Origin of the sequence: Dactylosporangium sp. CA-152071, from assembly GCF_050936335.1 — a bacterium.
GTDB lineage: Bacteria > Actinomycetota > Actinomycetes > Mycobacteriales > Micromonosporaceae > Dactylosporangium > Dactylosporangium maewongense.
The window spans coordinates 5,361,874-5,383,266 of sequence record NZ_JBNJMZ010000001.1 but is presented as its reverse complement, the minus strand read 5'-3'; the positions used below and the strand labels follow the sequence as shown (position 1 = coordinate 5,383,266).

Below are 21,393 nucleotides of genomic sequence, written 5' to 3'. Positions count from 1 at the left end.
TCTGCACCGTACCTGGACGACGCGATATCGTCACCTCCCGTCGGCGACGTTGCATCGTCGGTGCCCCCGATCGATACGGAGCGTGTTGGTGATCCGCAAAACGGTGGTGGCGCTGGCGCTCGCCTGGCTCGTCCCGCTCGCGACCCACCAGCTGCATCTGGACTTCGTGCTTCCGGTGCTGGTCCTGGCGGGCACCGTGGCGATCCAGCGGGGCACGACGAGCCTGCTGGACCGGGTCGTGACGGCCGGGAGCCAGCTGTTCGGCGCGGCCTGCGTCTTCGGGATCGCGCTCACGCTGTGGCCCGGCCACCTGCATCCGACATTGATCGCCGGCATTGCGCTGTCGGTGTTGGTACTGATGGCGGCGGCCACCGGCCGGGTGCCCGAAATGCCCCCGATGCGCAAAGACGCACTCCTCGCCGTAGCCGTCGCCGCGGTGTCGCTGGTGGCCCTCGTCCCCTACGTCGTCCGCGACCTCGGCGGCCGCCTCGGCCTCCCGCTCGCCGGCGAGGACATCGCCCGCCACTACCTGCTGTTCGACGTCATCGGCCGCACCGGCGGCTACCTGTTCATGCGGCCGGAGGCACTGCGCCCGTTCGTGCCCGACGCCGAGCTGACCGGCATCGCCAACTACCCCCAGGGCCTGCACTTCAGCTACGCCGTCCTGGACCGCTTCGTGCGCTCGTCGGGGCACAACGCCGCGCCCGCGACCGCCGTCGACGTCATGGTGTGGCTGCTCGTCGGCACGTACCTGCTGCTCGCCCTCGCCGTGCTGTGGGCCGCCCGCCGCATCGCCGGCCCGGGCGCGAGCCCCGCCCGCCTGCTGCCGGTCCTCGCGCTCGCCGCCGCCTGGCTGGTCCTCGGCGACCCGGTGACCGTCCTGTCCCGCGGCTACCCCAACGAGCTCGCCGGCCTCACCTGCGCCGCCGTCCTCACCGCGGTCGTCGCCCGCCCCCTGACCCGCCGCGGCGAGCAGACCGCGACGGTCGCGCTGCTGCTGGTCGGCGTCTCATTCACCTACTCGCTGTTCCTGCCCTACGCGGGGATCGTCGCCGCCCTGTGGGCCGTCCGCGCCCGGCTGTGGCGGTTCTGGTGGGCGTGGCTGGTCGCGGTCGCAGTCGCCGGGCTCGCCGCGATCGGCCCGCTGACCGCGGCGCGCGCCTCCAGCGGCGGCCAGCTGCTGCTCAACGGCACCGCCCGGGTCGTCGACCGGCCCGCCACGGCGCTGCTCGCGGTGCTCGCCGCGATCGGCGTCCTGGCGCTGCGCAGCCCGCGGCTGCGCGCCGCCGGGTTCGCGCTCGCCACCGCCGGGCTGATGGCGGCCGGGCTCGGCGCGTACCAGCTGGCCACCCTCGGCAGGACGGTCTACTACTTCGACAAGCTCCTGCACCTGCTGATCGTCGTCGCGCTGTGCACCCTCGGCGGGCTCGCCAGGCTCCGCTTCAAGGCCACCGCCGCCGTCGCCGTGCCCGTCGTGCTGCTCATGGTGGTCGCCGGCGGCAAGTGGCACACGACGCCGGTCGCGCCGGGCGTGAAGCTGGCGCTCGGCAAGGACCGTGGCTCCCCGGAGGCGGCCCGCGACGCGCTGCTGATCGCCAGGATGTTCCCCGACGGCGGCGGCGCGATGAACGTCAACCTCATGAGCACGCCCTGGCGTAACTGGTCCGGCACGCTCGGTGCCGCCGCCCTGCAGGGTCAGTACCGGAACTTCCCGGGATGGTCCGGACTGCTGTACCCCGGCGGCAAAGGCGGCACGATGGCCGACCTCGACCGTCTCGTCGCCGACAGCCCGGTGCCGGTCCGGTTCTTCCTGCACGACCCGGCGGCCAGCCTGCTCGTTGTGGATACGGATCACCCGAGCCGCCCCGCGGTGCGGGCCGGACAGCCGCTGCCGGTAGCCTTCGGTGATCCGGCGGCACCGTCGAACATCGAGGCAGCGCGCGCGCTCGCCGCGAAGTATCCGACAAAAGTGCAGCTCGTGTACGCTACGCCAGCGAACCCTTAAGGATCGCCGAGACGGATTGGTCATCGTGCAAACACCCGTGGTGAGCGTCGTCATTCCGACGCGCAACAGGCCCGAGCTGGTGGTCCGGGCCGTGCGCAGCGCACTGGACCAGACGCTGCGGGAGATCGAGGTCGTCGTCATCATCGACGGACCCGACGCCGCGACAGTCGCGGCCCTTCGCGAGATCGGCGACGAGCGGGTCCGCTGGGTCGAGCGGGAGACGTCCGGTGGGGCGCCCGCAGCGCGCAACCACGGCGTCGACGTCGCCGCCGCCGAGTGGGTCGCGTTCCTCGACGACGACGACGAGTGGCTCCCGGAGAAGCTGGAAACCCAGCTGTCCCGGGCGAAGGCGTCCGGGGTCCCGCTGCCGATCGTGGGCAGCCGCCTCTACATGCGCACGCCGCGCGCCGAGCTGATCATGCCGCGCCGCGTCCCGGCGCCCGGCGAGCCGATCAGCGAATACCTGGCCGTGCGGCACGGGCTCTTCCACGGCGACGGGTTCATCCAGACCTCCACGATCATGGCGCCGACGGCGCTGCTGCGGAAGGTGCCGTTCGCCGACGGGCTGCGCCGCCTGCAGGAGCTCGACTGGACGCTGCGCAGCCTGCAGGAGGAAGGCGTCGACCTGATCTACGCCGAGGAGCCCCTCGTCATCTGGTACGCCGACGAGAACCGCCCCAGGATCAGCTTCGACGCACCGTGGAAGCAGTCGCTGGTCTGGCTGCGCGAGACCCGGCCGCGGGTCACGCCCCGCGCCTACGCGGCGCTCGCGATGAGCGTCGTCGGCTCGATGGCCGCCGCCAGCCGCAGCCCGCGGGTCTTCTTCGACCTGCTCGGCGAGGCCCGCCGGCACGGCAAGCCCAGCATGACCGACTACGTGACCTTCCTGCAGGTCTGGCTGGTCCCCGCCGGGCCGCGGCGGGTCGTGCGCGACTTCTTCCTGAGCCGCAGCCGGCGCAAGGGCAAGAAGCAGCTGCAGGCCAGCGCCCGATGAGCAGGCGCACCGCGATCCCCGCGGGCGCCGTCGCCGTCGTCCTGGCGGTCCTCGCGGCGATCCTGGAGCACGGCCGCACCGGCAGCGTCAGCGAATCGGCGGAGGCCTTCGCCGCCGCGGTCATCGCGCTCGGCGTCATCGGCCTCGCGGCCAGCCTGCGCGGCATCACGCTGCGCGGCGCGGTCACCGGCGGGCTCTTCACGCTCGCCGGCATCCTCACCTGGACGTCCACCCAGCACCCGATCGTCATCTGGGCCGTGCTGTTCGTCGAGGTCGTCGTCTTCGCCGTCTGGGGCCGGCCGTGGCTGCGCACCCTGCGGGAGCTGCCGGGCCTCGGCGGTGCCTGGCTCGGCCTGTCCTACTGGGTCTTCGGCGTGCTGGGCGCCCTGTTCGTCCTGCGCGCCGGCCACCTGACCGTGGCGGCGCAGCGGCTGGCGTACCTCGGCGTCTTCACCCTCGCGGTCCTGGCCGTCGTCGCCACGACCCGGCGGGACCGCGACGGCGACTCCGCCGGCGACCGGCACCGCGACCTCAGCGTCGGCATGGCCGCGGCGATCCTCGTCGGCATCGGCGCGCTGCTCTACTTCGGCGCCGGCAGCCTCTTCGACGAGCTGCACGCCATCCCCGACAGCGCCTCGGCCCGCATGATGCGCAACCGCTTCTGGGGCGGCTCCGGCCTCTTCTACCACCCGAACTCCCTCGCCGGCCTCGTGGTGATCGCCGCCGTGCGGGTCGGCTTCGACCGGGCGTTCGCCGCCTGGCAGCGCGTCGGCGTCGCGGCCGTCGCCGCCCTGGTCCTCTCGATCAGTGACTCCCGCACCGGCTTCGTGTTCGCCACAGCCGCCGCGTGTGCGTTCGCGGCTGTTGTACTGCTCCGCCACTGGACGGGCCGGAAGAGCCCTGGTGGCCGGACCGGCCACGCCGCCGGTTCCCAGCCTTCTGAGCAGCGCCGGAGCGAGACCACGGCCGGCGGGCAGGACGGCGACCTCGACCGCTGGGGGCGGCCCGCGCTGGTGGCGGTCGCGATGCCGTTCCTGGTGCTGGTGGCCGTCTTCACCATCGGCGGCGGCAGCGACTTCCTGTTCCGCGACCGGTTCACCGCCGGCGGCAACGACGTCACCAGCGGGCGCACCGACACGTGGCGCCAGGTCTGGGTCGACTGGGAGCACGCCGGCTGGGCCGAGAAGACCTTCGGCGACGCCCGCACCTCGCGGGCCGTCGTGCACCGGGTCGACGACGGCGCCCCCAAGGAAGGCCCGCGCCGCGACCTGAACACCGACAACGCCGCGGTCGGCGCCTTCCGCCGAGGCGGCGTCCTCGGCGCGATCGGCTTCCTCATCGGCGTGGCGCTGCTGCTCTGGCACGCCCTGCGCGGGCTCTGGCAGGCGGTCGTCCTGCGCCGCCCCGGCGTCCGCCACCCCGCGACCTGGTTCACCGTGGCCGCGGCCGCCGCCGTACCGACGATCATGACCGAGGACTGGGTCATCGGCGGCACCAACGGCGCGATCTGGCTCGTCCTGCTCGCCGGCGAGGTCCGCTCCAGGCGCACCGCCGAGGCCCCCGCGATCGTCCCGGTCCAGGCCCCGTCATCCGCCCCGACCGAGCCCGCACAGTCGGCCGCCCCCGCGGCGTCGGCTGATCCTGCGCCGTAGGCCGAGAGCGGTCACGACACGTCCCGGGCCTGATCCGCTCCCAGCGGACCGCATCGGCGCGCCGGACCTGTCCGTCGCGGTCGCCCCGGGCCTGATCCGTTCGGGTGGACCGCATCGGCGGGCCGGGGGTCCGTCGCGGTCCTCCCGGGCCTGATCCGTTCCGGGTAGACGGCATCGGCGCGCTGGGCTGTCCGTCGCGGTCGTCCCGGCCCCGGGACCGTCGAAGCCCTCGGAGAAGTCGGGTCCGGAGAGCGGCCGGGGCGACGGGGTTCGTTGCGAGCGGTCGCGGCGCATTCAGCGTCCGATCCCGTTTTTCGGTTCAATTCCGGCATTGTGGGGCATTGACCGGCGTCTGTGCAGCGCGAACGGCCCGGAGGATGCGACATTGCATTCCTCCGGGCCGCAGACGCTTGCGGACGGTGACGGTTACTCGGCGAGCGCGGTCAGCTCGGACCGGAGGGTGCGCAGCGCGCCCGCAAGGAGGCGGGACACGTGCATCTGGGAGATTCCGAGCTGGGCGGCGATCTGCGACTGGGTCAGATTGCCGTGGAACCGCATCGCGATGATCTTCTGCTCGCGCTCGGGCAGTTTGGCCAGAATGGGGCGCAGGGCCTCGCGGTTCTCGACGTTGACCATGTCGGGGTCCTCGCCGCCGAGCAGGTCGCCGAGGCCGTTGGCGCCGGCGTCCGTGCTGTCGCCGGCGGGGGCGTCCAGCGACAGCGCGCGGTACGCCTGCCCGCAGTCCAGGCCCTCGATGATCTCCTCCTCGCTGACGTTGAGGCGGGCGGCGAGGTCTGCGACCGTGGGGGAGCGGCCCAGGTCCTGGGCGAGGTCGCCGGAGACCTTCGAGATCTCCAGGCGCAGCTCCTGCAGGCGGCGGGGCACGCGGACGTCCCAGCCCTTGTCGCGGAAGTGGCGCTTGAGCTCGCCGACGATCATCGGGATGGCGTAGCTGGTGAACGCGGCACCGCGGCCCGGGTCGTAGCCGTCGACCGACTTGATCAGGCCCAGGTTGGCGACCTGGACGAGGTCGTCGAACTGCTCGCCGCGGTTGCGGAAGCGCCGGGCCAGGTACTCGGCGAGAGGGATGTACAGCTCGATGAGGCGAGCCCGGACGCGGTCGCGGTCGGCGCCGGCGGGCAGGTCGCCGAGCAGCGACAGCAGGGCCTTGGCCTGGGCGTCGTTGGCCCGCGTGCTGCTGCTCTCGGTCGGGGTCTCGTGGCTCTGGGCGATGGCGCGGCTGACGTCCCGGGAGGCGGGGACGGACGGCGCGGACACGGCAGCGGTGCTGGAGACAGAGATCGTCATCGGGATGACCTTTCGGGGGCGTTTGACCGGAACAGCGGTGACGGCACGGTCGTCATAGCCGTGCGGGAAGGGGTTGCGTCACCGTGCCGGGGCAGGCGCTGAGCGCACTGGAGCCGGCGCCGGTCGGGAATCGCTCTCGACACCCGTTGTTTGAGTGCCGGTGCAAGACCTGCGAGGTCAGCCTGAGGGCCGGTCCGCCGCTGCTGGACGGGAGCCCTAAATCGTCCGTTCGGACGAGGTGACCGAGCCCGACTGTACTAGAGCGATGCGCCAAATGCGAGATGAGCGCTCCCACGGGGCGTGGATCGGCCGCAATGTCACTGACTGTTGAGTGCATCAATACTCTGTGTGCACAAAAGGAATGGTTGTGCATTTCAATTCGGTAGTCGATCGGGTCCGTATGCCGAAACCGGGGCTGCGTTTTCGCAGCGCGCAAGCTACCGTCTCACCCGTGGCGTGCACCTGATTCAACATTGATCCGTGAGGTGCGGGTCGGGGTGTCGTCGCTAAGGAGTTACACGTGGCATCAGGCACGGTGAAGTGGTTCAACTCGGAGAAGGGCTACGGCTTCATCTCGCAGGACAACGGTGGACCCGATGTGTTCGCGCACTACTCGGCGATCCAGGCCACCGGCTACCGCGAGCTGACCGAGGGTCAGAAGGTCGAGTTCGAGATCACTCAGGGCCAGAAGGGTCCGCAGGCCGACAACATCCGTCCGGTCTGACACACCCTTAGTCGTAGGCCGAGACCCGCTTCACGGCCGAAGGAGTATGCAAGCCCCCGTCCGGTGCGTCCGGCGGGGGCTTTGCGGTTCCTGGACAGGACTGCGGCGGGCGGTTCGTGCACGGCTACGGCGGCTTCTGGACGCCGCTGGGTGGTCCGTAGCCGCCGCCGGGGCGGTTCCTGAAGGCCGCCGCGGCGCTTCCGGGGCGCCGCGGCGGGAAGAAATTTTCAGGCCAGCGCGGTCGGGCGGGCGAAGACCTCGGGAGTGCACGAGTGGGCGTACGCCTGCCGGATCATCCGCAGCGCCCAGTTCATCCTGGGCGAGGCGGTCTCCGGGTGGTCACCGAACTCCGCGGCGACCGTCGCGACGCAGCCCTGCACGCCGATCTGCCGGAGCGTGGTCGTCACCGCTGCGCGCACGTCAGCCTCCGCCGGAACCTGGGACATCTGCAGCGTGGAGGCGAAGAGTGCTTCAGCGCGGACCGCTTCGAACGTCGACTCCATGGTGGTGACCTCCTGCTCTTTGCTCCCCTGCTGTGGTCCAGCTAACTCCTGACCGGGTGCCGGGATGTTCCGGGTTCGGTTGCTAAACGGTTAGGCCGAACGTCTCCAGCAGCCCGGTGAGCTCTAGCAACCGGTGGACGGCGGGGCTGGTGCCGATGATGCGCAGTTCCCCGTCGACGTCCGTCTGGGCGGCGACGAGGACCTGAATGCCGGTCGAGTCCATGAACGGCACGCCGGTGAGGTCGAGATCGACCCGGGAAGGCGCGTACGCACGGATGGCGTCGCGCAGCGACTCGATGAGGGTGGGGGCGCTCGTCATGTCGAGCTCGCCGGTGGCGGTCACGAGGACCGCGCCCTCGCCGGCGGGAGAGACCAGTGCGGCGAATGCGGTCACAGTTGCTTCACCACCCTGAGCAGCAGGCCGTCGCCGCCGACGTCGACCGTGTCGGCCAGGCTCGAGACGACCTGGAGGGACGGTTGCGATGGCAAAAGCGCGTCAGGGGCATCCGGCGGAGACGTGACTTCGATCACGCACGCCTTCTCATTGACAGTAGCGCGGACCTGGAAGGCGACGCCCACCCGTACGTGACTGATCACGTTGGCCCAGGTCTCGGAGACGATCAGGCCGATGTCGGTGCGGGTCTGCTCGCCGACGCCGAGGCCGGCGAGCGCGCCGTCCAGCACGTGCCTGAGAGTGTTCATGCGATCAAGATCGCGTGGCAGGTCGACGGTCAGGCGCAGGTCCACAATCGCAGTGTTACCGCACAGCGGAGATCGGAAACGCGCCGCAGGTCAGCCGGCGTATGCGAACTCGCGGGCGGCCAGCTCCTGGTAGGCGGCGTCGATCATGTTCAGCGCCCAGTTCATGCGGGCGGCCGCGGTCTCCGGGTACTCGCCGAACTCGCCGGCGACGCGGGCGGCGCAGCCCTTGATGCCGAACCGGCGCAGGGTGGAGGTGACCGCTGAGCGGATCTGGACCGGCGACGGCTCCTGCGAGGCCTGCAGGGCGGAGGCGAAGAGGGCCTCGGCGCGGACCGTGTCAAACGTGCTGTTCATGTCAACCCCCCGGCTGCTGTGCTTCCCGACTGCAAACAGCGTTTCGCCGGGATGGTGCGGCTTGGTCCGCCGTACGGTTGCCGGAAGGTAGCGTGTCGACTACGGACAGATACTTGCTCTGGAGGGCTTGACGAGCTACGGTCAAGCGAGTCCCGCGGAAGTCGGCAGTCTGTCGCCCGGGGACCACCTTTCTCAGACGCGTGTCACGCCCTCTCGCAGGAAGCCAAGGTCACACGCGTTTCGGCCAGTGTTCTCAGGGACACAAGCCACCTCACACGCCAGTCCCGAGGAGGACGCCCATGGCCCCAACCGAAGTGTTGGATCGATCCGCCAAGCAAAGTCACGCAACGAAGCCTCGCCGTACCAGAGCGGCACAGCGCAACCGGGACCACAGTCGGCCCGGAGGTCAGCCCCAGCCGCCCGAGTCGGGTGAGGCCCGGGACGTCGCCGGCATCGCCGACATCGTCCGCGACAAGATGATCCTGAGGGTCGACAGCTACAGCCCCGGCCCCGACGACGTCGCCATCCCGGCGGCGATGGTCCGCCGGTACGGGCTGCGCCACGGCGACGCGATCACCGGCAGCGCCAACGGCTCGACGCTCACCAGGCTCGACACCGTGCACGGCAACGACCCCGAATGGGCCCGCAGCCGGCCCGAGTTCAGCAAGCTGACCGCGCTCTTCCCGCAGGAGCGGCTGCGGCTGGAGACCGGACCGCGGCAGCTCACCAACCGGCTCATCGACCTGGTCATGCCGATCGGCAAGGGCCAGCGCGCGCTCATCGTGTCGCCGCCCAAGGCCGGCAAGACGATGGTCCTGCAGTCGATCGCCAACGCGATCGCGCACAACAACCCCGAGGTCCACCTCATGGTCCTGCTCATCGACGAGCGGCCCGAAGAGGTCACCGAGATGCAGCGGTCCGTGCAGGGCGAGGTCATCGCCTCGACGTTCGACCGGCCGCCGTCGGAGCACACCGGCATCGCCGAGCTCGCCGCCGAGCGCGCCAAGCGCCTCGTCGAGCTGGGCCACGACGTGGTCCTCCTGCTCGACTCGATCACCCGGCTCGGGCGCGCCTACAACAACTCCGCCCCCGCCTCCGGCCGCATCCTCACCGGCGGCATCGACGCCAACGCGCTCTACCCGCCGAAGCGCCTGCTGGGCGCCGCCCGCAACATCGAGAACGGCGGGTCCCTCACGATCATCGCGTCCGCGCTGGTCGAGACCGGTTCCACCGGCGACACGGTCATCTTCGAGGAGTTCAAGGGCACCGGCAACGCCGAGCTCAAGCTCGACCGCAAGCTCGCCGACCGCCGCGTCTTCCCCGCGATCGACATCGACGCCTCCAGCACCCGCCGCGACGACGTCATCCTGCACCCCGACGAGCTGCTGGCCGTCTCCCGCCTGCGCAAGGCCCTGGCCGCAGCCAACGGCGGCGCGACCGAGCAACTGCTGGACCGCCTCGCCAAGACCCAGTCCAACGCCGAGTTCCTCACCATGCTCCTGCGCGGCAACGCCACCTGACCTCACCTCCAACTACAGAAGGTGACGCCCCGCCCACGATTGAATGATCAATTTTTTCGTGCGGTGTAGCGTAGGTATGCAGGACGCCGCCGCCGGTGCCTTCACGATCTGCCAGCGGTGGGGCGTGCTCGAGACCCCTTGTCGTGGCACCGTCCGCCACGCCGCCAGCACAACCCGCCGTTCCGCGCCGCCCGCGCGAGGGGGGTTGGTGAGGGGTGGGACGGTTCGCGCCGCCAGCGCGAGTGCCGTCCGGGAGGGCACGCGGGACTTCACGCCCGTCCAGCGCGATGCGAGCGGGGCTCCGGGTGAGAACGGGCTCCGTGAGCGGGCTCTGGGTGTGAGCGGGCTCTGGGTGTGAGCGGGCTCTGGGTGAGGTGAGTGAGCCTGGGTGAGAGCGGGCCCTGGAGGGCGATGGTGGTCTCCTGGGATGGTGGTCTCCTGGGATGGTGGTCTCCTGGGATGGTGGTCTCCTGGGATGGTGGTCTCCTGGGATGAGAGCGCGGCCCCGGCGTGGAGGGAGCGGGACGCGTTGTCGACGGGCCGCTGGTCACGTCGCCAGCGCTGCCGTCTGTGAGGCAGCCGTCTGTGAGAATGCCGGACGCCGCGTCCACGGTTCGCCGGCCAGGGCTGGAGCCCGGCGCGGGGCGGGCACGGGCCGGTCCGCTGTTTCGCGTCGCCGGCGCGAGGACGTCCGTGAAGAGGGAAGGCATCGCGCCTGGTCGGCGCGGATGGCTTGGATTCGCTCCCGGTCAGTGCCGGCGGCTTCGGGTGTCAGCACGAGTGGGCTCCGCGCGAGTGGGGCTCCGGGGGCCAGCGCGAGCGGGGCGGCATCGAGAGCCTTGGGCCTGCCGAGATCCAGGGCAGCGCGGTGCGGGACCTCCGGGGTGAACAGAGCGGGCGCCACGTCCCTGGGCCGCTGGTCGCGGTGCCACTGCGGCCATCCGTGGTTGCCAACGCGGCTCCCGCGAAGGGGCGAAACGCTGCGGACTCGCGGCCAAATTCGCGGTGCCGGCGTGGTAATTCGCGGTGCCGGCGTGGCGATGTCCGTTGCGAGGGCGGAGACGCTGTGTGCACGCGCCGCTGGTCGCGGCGCCCGGGGCTAGGGCGTCCGTGATGGAGCAAGACGTCGTGGCCGCGGTTGCGGTGCCGGGGTGGGGGCGTCCGTGATGGAGCAAGACGTCGCGGCCGCGGTTGCGGTGCCGGGTGGGGCGTCCATGAAAGGGGCAAGACGTCGCGGCCGTTGTTTTTGTGGTGCCGGGGTGGGGGCGTCTGTGACGACGGCGGGACGCCGCGTCCTCGAATCCGCTGGTCACGGCGCTGGCGCTAGGGCGGCCGTGGAAGAGGGCAACCCGGCTGCGCCCGGTCAGCGCGAGCGGGCTCCGGGAACAGCCAGGCTCCGGGAGGGGGGTCGGCGCGCGAGCGAGGCTCCGGGGTCAGCCGGGGCTTCAGGAGATCAGTCGGGCTGCGGGAAGATCGGTCGCGCTCCCATAGCGGTCAGCGTGAGCGGGCGCCGGGGGTGAGGCGGACCAGGGCGTCGTCTGCGGACAGGACGCCCAGGGCTGAGGCGTACGCCATCTCGCGGCCCCAGGAAGCGACGTCGGCCGGGGCCAGGTCGGCCACGCCCTCGACGGTTGTCAGGTGTTCGCGCAGGCCGAGCCAGCTCTCCGTCGCGGCCACGCCCTCGGGGGTGGTCTGGTCGGCCCAGTTGAAGTCGACCACGAGGTACTGCGCCAGGTAGACCGCGGCGGCGCCGATGATCGCGCCGGTGACCTGGTCGGGGACCTTGGCGCTGAGCTCGCTGTCCACCCACCACCAGGTGATGAACATCAGGAGCGCGGGCAGGATCGCGCCGAGGAGCAGGGCGCGGCGGGTCTTCGGGGCCAGGCGGGGGGTGCAGAGGCCGCGGGTGCGGGCCTCGGCGACCACGGCGCGGTAGAAGGTGCGGCGCCACCTACGGGCCTCTGTCCAGCTGTCGAACGCCAGGCTGGTCAGGGTCGTCTCCCCGTTGACCGACAGGTGGTGGACCCGGTCGAGGATCTGCTGCTCGTACGGCGTCAGGCTCCGGCCGTCGCCCTTGCGCAGGCGGGCCGTCGTCTGCGCCGGCTCGCCGGCGGCCGGGGAGCCGGTCTCGCGCAGCTCCAGGAAGCCCCGCGCGGCCAGGTCGAGCAGCGTGCTGTCGATCGCATCCTCGTCGGAGCGCCACCGGTTGACCATCAGGCTGACCACCGCCGGCGGCTCCTGTCCCGGCAGGTCGGTGCGCGCCGGCCCGGGCTCGGGCAGCCGGGGGCGGGAGCGCCAAAGGGTCACCGCCACCGCGGCGGCCCAGACGGCCAGCGCGGCGGGCACGCTGAACTCAAGGAACGGTGGCCAGTCCACGATGATCCTTCCCACGGGGGATGGGGAGATGCCATCACTCTAGCGGCTCAGCCACCACCACCTTGCCGACCATATGTCCGTCTTCAACCATTTCGTGGGCACGTGTGAGCGACGCCGCGTTCAGGCCGTCCAGCCGGGTCGTCAGCGTGGAGCGGATGGTGCCGGCGTCGACGAGCGCGGCGACCCGGTCCAGCAGCTCGTGCTGGGCGATCATGTCCGGGGTCTGGAACAGCGGCCGGGTGAACATCAGCTCCCAGTGGAAGCTGATGCTCTTCGCCTTGAGCGGCAGCAGGTCCAGTCCCGCAGGCTCGTCGATCGCGGTGATCGCCCCGCCGGGCCGCAGGATCTCGGCGAAGCGCTCGATCAGGCCGGGCCGGCCCGTGCTCGGCGAGAAGATGTAGTCCACCTCCGTCGGGAGGTCGTCGTGGTGCACGACGTCGTGCGCGCCGAGCGAAAGCGCCCAGTCACGCGACTCGGCGCGGGACGCGGTGCCGATCACGGTCAGGCCGGTCAGGGCCCGCGCCAGCTGGATCATCATCGAGCCGACCCCGCCCGCGGCGCCGAGCACCAGCAGCGTGCCCGTCGACTGTTCCGAGAGGCGGAACCGGTCGAACAGCGTCTCCCACGCCGTGATCGTCGTCAGCGGCAGCGCGGCCGCCGACGCGAAGTCCAGCGAGCGCGGCTTGCGCCCCACGATCCGCTCGTCGACCAGGTGCAGCGCCGAGTTGGTGCCGGGGCGGTCGATGCTGCCCGCGTAGTACACCTCGTCGCCCGGCGCGAAGAGCGTCACCTCGCCGCCCACGGCCACGACCACCCCGGCCGCGTCCCAGCCGAGCACCCTGTCCCCGCCGCCCTTACGGACCTTGTGGTCGACCGGGTTGACCGAGACCGCCTTCACCCGCACGAGCAGGTCCCGCGGGCCGGGTGCGGGCACTGGCAGTTCGACGTCCCTGAGGCCGTCCGCCGTGCTGATCACGGCCGGCATGTTCGTACTCATGCTGCCGACGCTATCCAGAGCGCCCTAGTTACCCGCAAGGGTGATGAGTTTCCATTGGGTACTGTTGGCCGCGTGCCCGACGACGTCTACGCGGCCTGCTGCCCGTGCCGCGACATGCTCGACCTGCTCGCCAACAAGTGGAGCGCGCTCGCCCTCGGCGCGCTGGAAGACGGGCCGCGGCGTTTCGGTAGCCTACGGACCCGACTGCAGGGCATCAGCCCGAAGGTCCTCACCGTCACCCTGCGCAAGTTGGAGGAGCACGGGTTGATCACCCGGAAGGTGTTCGCCGAGGTGCCGCTGCGGGTCGAGTACGAGCTGACCCCGCTCGGCCGGGACGCGTGCGCGCCGCTCGCGCACCTGCGGACCTGGGTCGAGTCCAACATCCACCGCTTCCCGGCAGCGGCGGCATGATCCTTCCGCTGCTGCCCGAGCTCACCCTCGACCTTGCCGACGAGGACGCGGGCCTGTTCGACGCCACCGGGGGTTCCTACCGCAGCGAGGAGCCCCCGCCGTTCTGGTCGTTCGCGTGGCCCGGCGGGATGGCGCTGGGTCGCTTCCTGCTGGATCAGCCGCTGTACGTGGCCGGCCGCAGCGTCATGGACCTGGGCGCCGGCTCGGGGCTGGTCGGCATCGCCGCGGCCCGCGCCGGCGCCTGCACGGTCACCGCAGTCGACACCGACCCGGCGGCCCTGGCGGCCTGCGCCCGCAACGCCCGGGCCAACGGCGTCGACATCGTCACCTCGTCCGTCCCGGTCGACGCCGAGGTCATCGTCGCCGGCGACGTCTTCTACAGCGGCCCCGTGGCCGAGCGGGTCCTCGGCTTCCTGCGCCGCAGCGGCGCGGAGGTCCTGGTCGGCGACCCCGGCCGCGGCTACCTGCCCACCCGCCTGTTCGAGGCGCTCGCCACGTACGAGGTCCCGGTCCGCGTGAAACTCGAAGACCAGTGCGCGATGCGCACCACCATCTGGCGCCTCCGCTGACCGTCGCTGCATAGACGTCGCGCGATCCAGGCCACTGACCGACGCGGCGGTTCGCGACCCGCGTTCGGTGGGCGGGTGCGGAACGGCCCGGGAGCAGGGAAATCATGCTCCCGGGCCGTCGCGGGGATCGCTACTTCTTGTTGAGGCCGTCGAGGCCCTTGTCGAGGCCCGCCCGGCGGAGTGCGTCGGCGAGGGCGCTGTTCTGCAGGCCGCCACCGTCGCGCTGGCGACCGCCACCGCCACCGCGGGAGTCGCCGCCGCGGCCACCCGAGCCGCCACGCTGGCCGCCGGACCCACCGGACCCGCCGGCGCCGCCCGAGCCACCGCCGCGCTGGCCGCCGCCGGTGCCCGCGCCGCCCGAGCCGCGGCCGCCGCCCGAGCTGCGGGGACCGCCGCCGCCCTGGCCGCCGCGGCCGCCGGGTGCTCCCGCGGCGCGCTGGCCGCCGGAAGGGCCGCCGCCGGGGGCGCCGGACTGCTGGGCCTCGTCGTCGAGGCGCAGGGTGAGGGAGATGCGCTTGCGGGGGATGTCGACGTCGAGGACCTTGACGCGCACGATGTCGCCGGGCTTGACGACCTCGCGGGGGTCCTTCACGAACGTGTAGGACAGGGCCGACACGTGGACCAGGCCGTCCTGGTGGACGCCGACGTCGACGAAGGCGCCGAACGCCGCCACGTTGGTGACCACGCCTTCCAGCAGCATGCCGGGGGTGAGGTCGGAGATCTTCTCGACGCCGTCGGCGAAGGTGGCGGTCTTGAAGGCGGGGCGGGGGTCGCGGCCCGGCTTCTCCAGCTCCTTGAGGATGTCGGTGACGGTCGGCAGGCCGAAGGTGTCGTCGACGAAGTCGGCCGGCTTCAACCGGGCCAGGGCCGTGCCGTTGCCGATGAGGGCCTTCATGTCGGTGCCGGTCGCGGCCAGGATGCGGCGGACCACCGGATACGCCTCGGGGTGGACGCTTGAGGAGTCCAGGGGGTCGTCGCCGTCGGGGATGCGCAGGAAGCCCGCGCACTGCTCGAACGCCTTCGGGCCGAGCCGGGCCACGTCCTTGAGGGACTTGCGGGAGCGGAAGGGCCCGTTCGCGTCGCGGTGCGCGACGATCGCGTCGGCCAGGCTGCCGCCGATGCCCGAGACGCGGGTCAGCAGGGGCGCGGAGGCCGTGTTGACGTCGACGCCGACGCCGTTGACGCAGTCCTCGACCACCGCGTCGAGGGAGCGGGACAGCTTCGACTCGGACAGGTCGTGCTGGTACTGCCCGACGCCGATGGACTTGGGGTCGATCTTCACCAGCTCGGCGAGGGGGTCCTGCAGGCGGCGGGCGATGGAGACGGCGCCGCGCAGCGACACGTCCATGCCGGGCAGCTCCTGCGCGGCGAAGGCCGAGGCCGAATACACCGACGCGCCGGCCTCGGAGACCATCACCTTGGTGACGTTGAGCTGCGGGAACTGCTTGACCAGGTCGGCGGCGAGCTTGTCGGTCTCGCGGGAGGCGGTGCCGTTGCCGATCGAGATCAGCTGGACGTCGTGCTTCTGGCAGAGGGCGGCGAGGATCGCGAGCGACTCGTTCCACTTGTTCTGCGGCACGTGCGGGTAGATCGTGTGCGTGTCGACGACCTTGCCGGTGGCGTCGACGACGGCGACCTTCACGCCGGTGCGGAAGCCCGGGTCGAGGCCCATCGTGGCGCGGGTGCCGGCCGGCGCGGCGAGCAGCAGGTCGCGGAGGTTGGCGGCGAAGACCCGGACCGCCTCCTCCTCGGCCGCCTGCCACAGCCGCATCCGCAGGTCGATCCCGAGGTGGACGAGGATGCGGGTGCGCCAGGCCCAGCGGACCGTGTCGTTGAGCCACTTGTCGCCGGCCCGGCCCTCGTCGCGGATGCCGAACTTCGAGGCGATCGTCGGCTCGTACAGCGACGGGAGATCGGGATCCTGGGTGGGCTCCAGCACCAGGTCCAGCATCTCCTCCTTCTCGCCGCGGAACATGGCGAGGATGCGGTGCGAGGGCAACTTGGTGAAGGGCTCACTGAAGTCGAAGTAGTCGGAGAACTTCGCCCCGTCGGCCTCCTTGCCGTCGCGCATCTTCGACACGAGGCGGCCCTGCCCCCACATCGTCTCGCGCAGCGAGCCGATGAGGTCGGCGTCCTCGGAGAAGCGCTCGACCAGGATCGCCCGCGCCCCGTCGAGGGCCGCGGCGGCGTCGGCGACGCCCTTGTCGGCGTCGACGAAGACCGCGGCGGCGGCGAGCGGCTCGACGGTGGGGTCGGCGAGCAGCCCGTCGGCGAGCGGCTCCAGGCCGGCCTCGCGGGCGATCATCGCCTTGGTCCGCCGCTTCGGCTTGTACGGCAGGTAGATGTCCTCGAGCCGGGCCTTGGAGTCCGCGGCCATGATCTGCGCCAGCAGGGCGTCGTCGAGCTTGCCCTGGGTGCGGATCGACTCGATGATCGCCGTCCGGCGCTCCTCCATCTCCCGGAGGTAGCGCAGCCGCTCCTCCAGGGTGCGCAGCTGGGTGTCGTCGAGCATCTCGGTCGCTTCTTTGCGATACCGGGCGATGAAGGGCACGGTCGCGCCGCCGTCGAGCAGCTCGACCGCGGCGGCCACCTGCCGCTCCCTGACACCGAGCTCTTCGGCGATCCGCGCCTGAATGGAGGTCGTCACGATCCTGCATTCTGCCCCACCCGCCACGCCGGTCGCGAAGGCAGCGCGCCGGTGAAGCCGAACGGGGACCGAACGTAGCGGGAAAGAAGCCCAACGTGACCTGGAAAAAGTCGGAGAGAAAGCGTTATTGACCCTGAGCCGCTTCGTCTCCTGAATAGTTCGACAGGAGGATGCGGATGGGCACGGCCACGGTGATCGCGGCGCGGGACGGTGACCAGCGGGCGCTTGACGCCCTGGTCGCCGAGTACCTGCCGCTGATCTACAACATCGTCGGGCGGGCGTTGCAGGGGCACGCCGACGTCGACGACGTGGTGCAGGAGACCATGCTCCGGATCGTCGACGGGCTGCCGCGGCTGCGCGAGCCGGAGAGCTTCCGGTCGTGGGCCGTCGCCATCGCGATGCACCAGGTCAGGGACCGGCACCGCCGGCAGGCTCAGGAGCCGTGGGCGGCGACCAGGCCATACAGTGCCGCGACCGGTGACTGGGCCGACCCTACCGACACCGCGGACCCGGGCGCCGACTTCGCCGACCTCGCGATCACCAGGCTGCGCCTGTCGGGGCAGCGCCAGGAGGTCGCCGAGGCGACCCGGTGGCTCGACCACGACGACCGGGAGCTGCTGTCGCTGTGGTGGCTGGAGGCCGCCGGGCAGCTGGAGCGCGACGAGGTCGTCGAGGCGCTGCACATCACCAGGCAGCACGCGGCGGTGCGGATCCAGCGGATGAAGGCGCAGCTCGACGCGGCCCGCGCGGTCGTGCGGGCGCTGGCCGTGCGGCCCCGCTGCCCGGAGCTGCAGGCGATCGTGACCAGCTGGGACGGGCGGCCGAGCGCGCTGTGGCGCAAGCGGCTGGCCCGCCACACCCGCGAGTGCCAGCGGTGCGACCGGGCGTGGACCGACATGGTCGCCGCGGAGCGCCTCCTCGCCGGGATCTCGCTGGTGCCGGTCCCGTTCGTGTTCAGCGCGGCGGCGGCGAAGACCGGCGCCCTGGCGACCGGGGCGATCGGCGTCAAGGGGCTCAAGGGGCTGATCCTGGGCTGGTTCGGCGCCGCGAAGCCGGCCCTGGCGGGCGTCGCCGCGACCGTCGCGATCGCGGGGGCGGCCGGCGCCGTCTACGTGGCCACCAGCGGCGAGCAGAAGCCCGCGGTCGTGTCCCAGCCGGGGGAGTCGCCGTCCGCACAGCAGAGCCAGAGCGCGAGCCCCGCCGTACAAAGTCCGAGCAGCGCTCCACCGTCGAGCGCGACCCCCTCAAAACAAGCGCTGCCGCCGGCGGTGAAGAGCCCGAAGAAGGGCATCAGCACCAACGGCAAGGTCAACTTCAACCAGGCGGCCGTCAAGGACATGAAGGCCGGCTGGTACTACAACTGGTCGCCGGCGCCGAGCTTCGGCGCGACCAGCGGCGTCGAGTTCGTGCCGATGGTGTGGGGCACCGCGAACGTCGACGCCGACGTCGCCAAGGCCAAGCAGAACGGCAAGGTGCTGCTCGGGTTCAACGAGCCCGACCTCAAAGAGCAGTCGAACATGAGCCCCGAGCAGGTCCTCGACCTGTGGCCGAAGCTGCAGGCGTCCGGCCTGCGGCTAGGCAGCCCGTCCGTCGCGTACGGCGGCGACACCCCCGGCGGCTGGCTCGACCGCTTCATGAGCGGGGCGAAGCAGCGCGGCTACCGGGTCGACTTCATCACGCTGCACTGGTACGGCGGCGACTTCGGACCGGACGCGCCGAACCAGCTCAAGCGCTACCTGCAGAACGTGTACAACCGGTACAAGCTGCCCATCTGGCTGACCGAGTACGCGCTGATGCGGTTCGAGAACGGCACCGTCTACCCGACCGTGGACCAGCAGGTCAGCTTCGTGAAGAGCTCCACGGCGATGCTCGAAGGACTGTCGTTCGTCGAACGGTATGCCTGGTTCATCCTGTACAGCTCGAAAGCGGGCGACACCGGTCTCTACAGCAACGGCACCACCCCGACCGGGGTGGGCGCCGCCTATCGCGCAGCAGGAGGATGATCATGGACGCGAGGTCGGGTGGGGCCGCCACACTGCTCGGTGCGCTCAACGACGCCTGTGAGGATTTCCAGCGGTACGGGCAGCAGGTCGCCGCCACGCACGGCCCCATGCACTGGGAGCTGATCGGTCGCATCGGACCCGGTGAGGCGCCGTTCGCCCTGGTCGGCGTGGTGCTGCGGTACGACCGGACCACCGTCGACCTCGGCGTCGACCTATGGGTGCGGGAGGGCGCGTTCGAGGTCAGCGGCTACGGCACGGTCGACGGCCGGCGGCTGCTCATCGACCTGCCCGACGTGCTGACCGAGGACCTCGACGAGGCGATCGACGTGCTCCGCGAGTACACCCGGCGGCTGTGCTCCTACCGCAACGTGCTGGACGACGTCGCGTAACCGCCGCCCCCGCAGCAGCGTGGCGAGCGCGAGCAGGCCCACCGCCGTGGTCGCCGCGCCGCAGGCGGCGAACGTGGCCGGTGCCCCGACGGCCTGCACCAGCGGGGCGCCCAGCAGCGTGCCGAGGGGCGTGGCCACGACGAGCACCGCCCCGCGGGCCGCCAGCACCGGCGGCAGCCGTCCGGCCGGCACCGTGCGCTGGACCAGGGACATGCTGGTCGTCGGGTACGGCGCCCACACGAGCCCGGCCAGCCCGAGCGCGATCATGTGTCCCCACAACGGGAGCGGGAGGCCGAGCGGCATGAGCAGCAGGCCGAAGGCGATCACCACGCCGATCATGACCGGCCACAGCGCCAGCCGCCGCAGGTGGCCGGTGACGACGGCGCCGATGACCGCGCCGACGCCGAACGCCATGTACACCAACCCGATCTCGTCCACGGAGGACACGAACAGCGGCATCGCGACCGGCAGCGGGCCGAACAGCAGGAAGAACCAGAACGTCAGCACCATCGGCCCGCGCAGGCGGGGATCCCGCCGGATCGCCGCGAAGCCCTCGCTGCGTCCGTCCGCCGTCCGACCGGCCGCCTCGGCGCCCGGCGTGTCGGCCTTGATCTGCAGGAACGACACGGCCAGGACGGCGAACGTGGCGGCGTCGACCGCGAGGACCGCCGGCGCGCCGAGGAAGGCGATCAGCAGCCCGGCGATCGCCGGCCCGGCCACCGTCGAGGCCTCCACGAGGGCGGTGAGCAGCGCGTTCGCCGGCAGGTGCAGCGGGGCCGGCAGGACCTGCGCGATCACGGTGTACCGCCCGGCCGAGCCCCACGCCGACAGCAGCGCGGACAGGGCGAGCAGCGTCACGTACCGGCCGATCGACAGCCCGCCGCAGGTGGACAGCAGCGCGACGGTGCCCAGCAGCGCCGCCCGCAGGGCGCCGTCCCACGCGACGAGCAGCGCGGCACCACGGTTGCGCAGCAGTGGCGCGAACACGACCGTGCCGACGGCGCCGGGCAGCGTGAAAGCGGCGACGGCGAGCCCGACCCACAGTCCCCGCGCGTCCGCGGGCGCCAGCTGCAGCGCCAGCCACCCGACGGCGACCGCACTCATGCCGTCACCCAGGGCCGAGAGCACCAGCCCCGGCAGGACCCGGTTGAGCACAGGGTGCCGGATCACCTGTAGATAGGGAGACATCGATTGATTCTCGCCCATGCGCTGGGCATTCTCCAAGAATGATGGTTGGGCGCGTAACGCTCGCCACACGGGGTATCCGGAGGCCATGGTCAACTTCGGTTACACACTGATGTGTGAGCAGACCGGGCCCAGCGAACTCGTCGACGACGCGGTGCGCGCGGAGGAGGCGGGGTACGACTTCGCGGCCGTCTCGGACCACTTCAACCCGTGGCTCGTCGAGCAGGGGCACTCGCCGTTCGCCTGGTCGGTGCTCGGCGCCGCGGCGTACGCCACCCAGAACCTCGAACTGATGACCATGGTGACCTGCCCGACCCGCCGCTACCACCCCGCGGTCGTGGCCCAGCAGGCGGCGACGGTCGGCGCGATGTCACAGGGCCGCTTCACGCTCGGCCTCGGCTCGGGGGAGAACCTCAACGAGCACATCGCCGGCGCGTGGCCGCACCGCACCCAGCGGCACGAGATGCTCGCCGAGGCCATCGAGATCATCAGGCCGCTGCTGGCCGGCGAGACCGTGCACCACGGCGGCACGTACTTCGACGTGCCCGAGGCGCGGCTGTGGGACCGCCCCGACGAGGGCGTGCCGGTCGTCCTGGCCGTCTCCGGCGACGGGTCGATGCACCTGGCGGAGCCGCTCGACGGCACCGTCGCCGTCACGCCCGACGCGTCGCTGCGGCTGCCGGGCCGGCCCGCCTACGGTCAGGTCGCGCTCTGCTACGGGCCCGACGAGTCGGAGTGCCGCAAGCGGGCCCTGGACCAGTGGCGCTGGTTCGGCCTGCAGTGGCCGGTCCTCGCCGAGCTGCCGGACCAGCGCGCGTTCGATGACGCCGCCGCGTTCGCGACGGAGGACGACGTCGCCGCGGCCGTGCCGTGCGGCCCCGACGTGGACCGGCACGTCGCGGCGGTCCGCAAGTACGTCGACGCCGGCTTCACCCACGTCGCGCTGGTCCAGATCGGCGGCGGCAACCAGGAGGAGTTCCTGACCTGGTCGCGGTCCGAACTCCTCCCGGCGCTGCACGCGGAAGCCGGCACGTAGGACCCGCCCCGGGCCGTG

Annotated in this window: 17 protein-coding genes and 1 pseudogene; 9 read left to right on the top strand and 9 right to left on the bottom strand. The window is 71.7% G+C overall.

Going from position 1 to position 21,393, the window contains the following annotated elements:
• Positions 1–88: 88 nt before the first annotated feature.
• Genes ACQEVZ_RS24000 through ACQEVZ_RS23990 form a run of 3 tightly spaced genes read left to right on the top strand, consistent with a single transcriptional unit; the run spans position 89 to position 4,651 of the window.
• Entirely contained in the window at positions 89–2,005 is a 1,917-nt protein-coding gene (locus ACQEVZ_RS24000; protein ID WP_433370095.1) for a hypothetical protein, read from the top strand.
• Positions 2,006–2,030: 25 nt separating this feature from the next.
• A complete protein-coding gene (locus ACQEVZ_RS23995) occupies positions 2,031–2,999 on the top strand; it encodes a glycosyltransferase family 2 protein (protein ID WP_360573062.1) in 969 nt (322 codons plus the stop codon).
• Positions 2,996–4,651, top strand: coding sequence for a hypothetical protein (locus ACQEVZ_RS23990; RefSeq protein WP_433370092.1), 1,656 nt, complete (start codon positions 2,996–2,998; stop codon positions 4,649–4,651). The genes ACQEVZ_RS23995 and ACQEVZ_RS23990 overlap by 4 nt, the downstream gene beginning before the upstream one ends.
• A gap of 426 nt (positions 4,652–5,077) precedes the next feature.
• Here ACQEVZ_RS23990 and ACQEVZ_RS23985 read toward each other — a convergent pair whose 3' ends face one another.
• Positions 5,078–5,959 (bottom strand): RNA polymerase sigma factor SigF, encoded by an 882-nt coding sequence (locus ACQEVZ_RS23985; protein WP_433370089.1) that lies wholly within the window; start codon positions 5,957–5,959, stop codon positions 5,078–5,080.
• A gap of 520 nt (positions 5,960–6,479) precedes the next feature.
• Here ACQEVZ_RS23985 and ACQEVZ_RS23980 point away from each other — a divergent pair.
• Positions 6,480–6,683, top strand: coding sequence for a cold-shock protein (locus ACQEVZ_RS23980; protein ID WP_033363591.1), 204 nt, complete (start codon positions 6,480–6,482; stop codon positions 6,681–6,683).
• Between the two features lie 227 nt (positions 6,684–6,910).
• On the opposite strand, the gene ACQEVZ_RS23975 is transcribed toward ACQEVZ_RS23980, so the two are convergent.
• The 4 genes from ACQEVZ_RS23975 to ACQEVZ_RS23960 form a co-directional block, all read right to left on the bottom strand.
• Positions 6,911–7,186, bottom strand: coding sequence for a hypothetical protein (locus tag ACQEVZ_RS23975; protein WP_344515183.1), 276 nt, complete (start codon positions 7,184–7,186; stop codon positions 6,911–6,913).
• An 82-nt stretch (positions 7,187–7,268) separates the two neighbouring features.
• A complete protein-coding gene (locus tag ACQEVZ_RS23970; protein ID WP_433370084.1) occupies positions 7,269–7,580 on the bottom strand; it encodes an STAS domain-containing protein in 312 nt (103 codons plus the stop codon).
• Positions 7,577–7,933, bottom strand: coding sequence for an ATP-binding protein (locus ACQEVZ_RS23965; RefSeq protein WP_433370081.1), 357 nt, complete (start codon positions 7,931–7,933; stop codon positions 7,577–7,579). Before ACQEVZ_RS23965 ends, ACQEVZ_RS23970 begins: the two co-directional genes overlap by 4 nt.
• A 45-nt stretch (positions 7,934–7,978) precedes the next feature.
• Complete coding sequence (locus ACQEVZ_RS23960) at positions 7,979–8,242, bottom strand: hypothetical protein (RefSeq protein ID WP_344515177.1); 264 nt, start codon at positions 8,240–8,242, stop codon at positions 7,979–7,981.
• A 356-nt stretch (positions 8,243–8,598) separates the two neighbouring features.
• On the opposite strand from ACQEVZ_RS23960, the pseudogene rho reads away from it, so the two are divergent.
• Positions 8,599–9,762 (top strand): annotated as a pseudogene (gene rho / locus ACQEVZ_RS23955) (transcription termination factor Rho); the annotation flags it as partial.
• 1,494 nt (positions 9,763–11,256) lie between these two features.
• Here the strand turns inward: rho and ACQEVZ_RS23950 are convergent.
• Together ACQEVZ_RS23950 and ACQEVZ_RS23945 are read right to left on the bottom strand one after the other, a co-directional pair.
• Positions 11,257–12,138 carry a DUF2207 family protein gene (locus ACQEVZ_RS23950; RefSeq protein WP_433370077.1) on the bottom strand — a complete coding sequence of 294 codons (882 nt, stop codon included), beginning with the start codon at positions 12,136–12,138 and terminating at the stop codon, positions 11,257–11,259.
• A gap of 34 nt (positions 12,139–12,172) precedes the next feature.
• Positions 12,173–13,135, bottom strand: coding sequence for a zinc-binding alcohol dehydrogenase family protein (locus ACQEVZ_RS23945; RefSeq protein WP_433370074.1), 963 nt, complete (start codon positions 13,133–13,135; stop codon positions 12,173–12,175).
• A gap of 72 nt (positions 13,136–13,207) precedes the next feature.
• Between ACQEVZ_RS23945 and ACQEVZ_RS23940 the strand changes: the two genes are divergently transcribed.
• Entirely contained in the window at positions 13,208–13,546 is a 339-nt protein-coding gene (locus tag ACQEVZ_RS23940) for a winged helix-turn-helix transcriptional regulator (protein ID WP_344515169.1), read from the top strand.
• Complete coding sequence (locus ACQEVZ_RS23935; RefSeq protein WP_344515167.1) at positions 13,543–14,115, top strand: class I SAM-dependent methyltransferase; 573 nt, start codon at positions 13,543–13,545, stop codon at positions 14,113–14,115. Before ACQEVZ_RS23940 ends, ACQEVZ_RS23935 begins: the two co-directional genes overlap by 4 nt.
• A gap of 130 nt (positions 14,116–14,245) precedes the next feature.
• Here ACQEVZ_RS23935 and ACQEVZ_RS23930 read toward each other — a convergent pair whose 3' ends face one another.
• Positions 14,246–16,762, bottom strand: coding sequence for a Tex family protein (locus ACQEVZ_RS23930; RefSeq protein ID WP_433370070.1), 2,517 nt, complete (start codon positions 16,760–16,762; stop codon positions 14,246–14,248).
• Between the two features lie 176 nt (positions 16,763–16,938).
• On the opposite strand from ACQEVZ_RS23930, the gene ACQEVZ_RS23925 reads away from it, so the two are divergent.
• Positions 16,939–18,765, top strand: coding sequence for a sigma-70 family RNA polymerase sigma factor (locus ACQEVZ_RS23925; RefSeq protein WP_433370067.1), 1,827 nt, complete (start codon positions 16,939–16,941; stop codon positions 18,763–18,765).
• 212 nt (positions 18,766–18,977) lie between these two features.
• Here the strand turns inward: ACQEVZ_RS23925 and ACQEVZ_RS23920 are convergent, their stop codons facing one another.
• Positions 18,978–20,342, bottom strand: a complete 1,365-nt coding sequence (locus ACQEVZ_RS23920; RefSeq protein ID WP_433370064.1) for an MFS transporter — start codon at positions 20,340–20,342, stop codon at positions 18,978–18,980.
• Between the two features lie 85 nt (positions 20,343–20,427).
• Here ACQEVZ_RS23920 and ACQEVZ_RS23915 point away from each other — a divergent pair, with 85 nt between their 5' ends.
• Positions 20,428–21,375 carry a TIGR03557 family F420-dependent LLM class oxidoreductase gene (locus ACQEVZ_RS23915; RefSeq protein WP_433370061.1) on the top strand — a complete coding sequence of 316 codons (948 nt, stop codon included), beginning with the start codon at positions 20,428–20,430 and terminating at the stop codon, positions 21,373–21,375.
• Positions 21,376–21,393 lie beyond the last annotated feature (18 nt).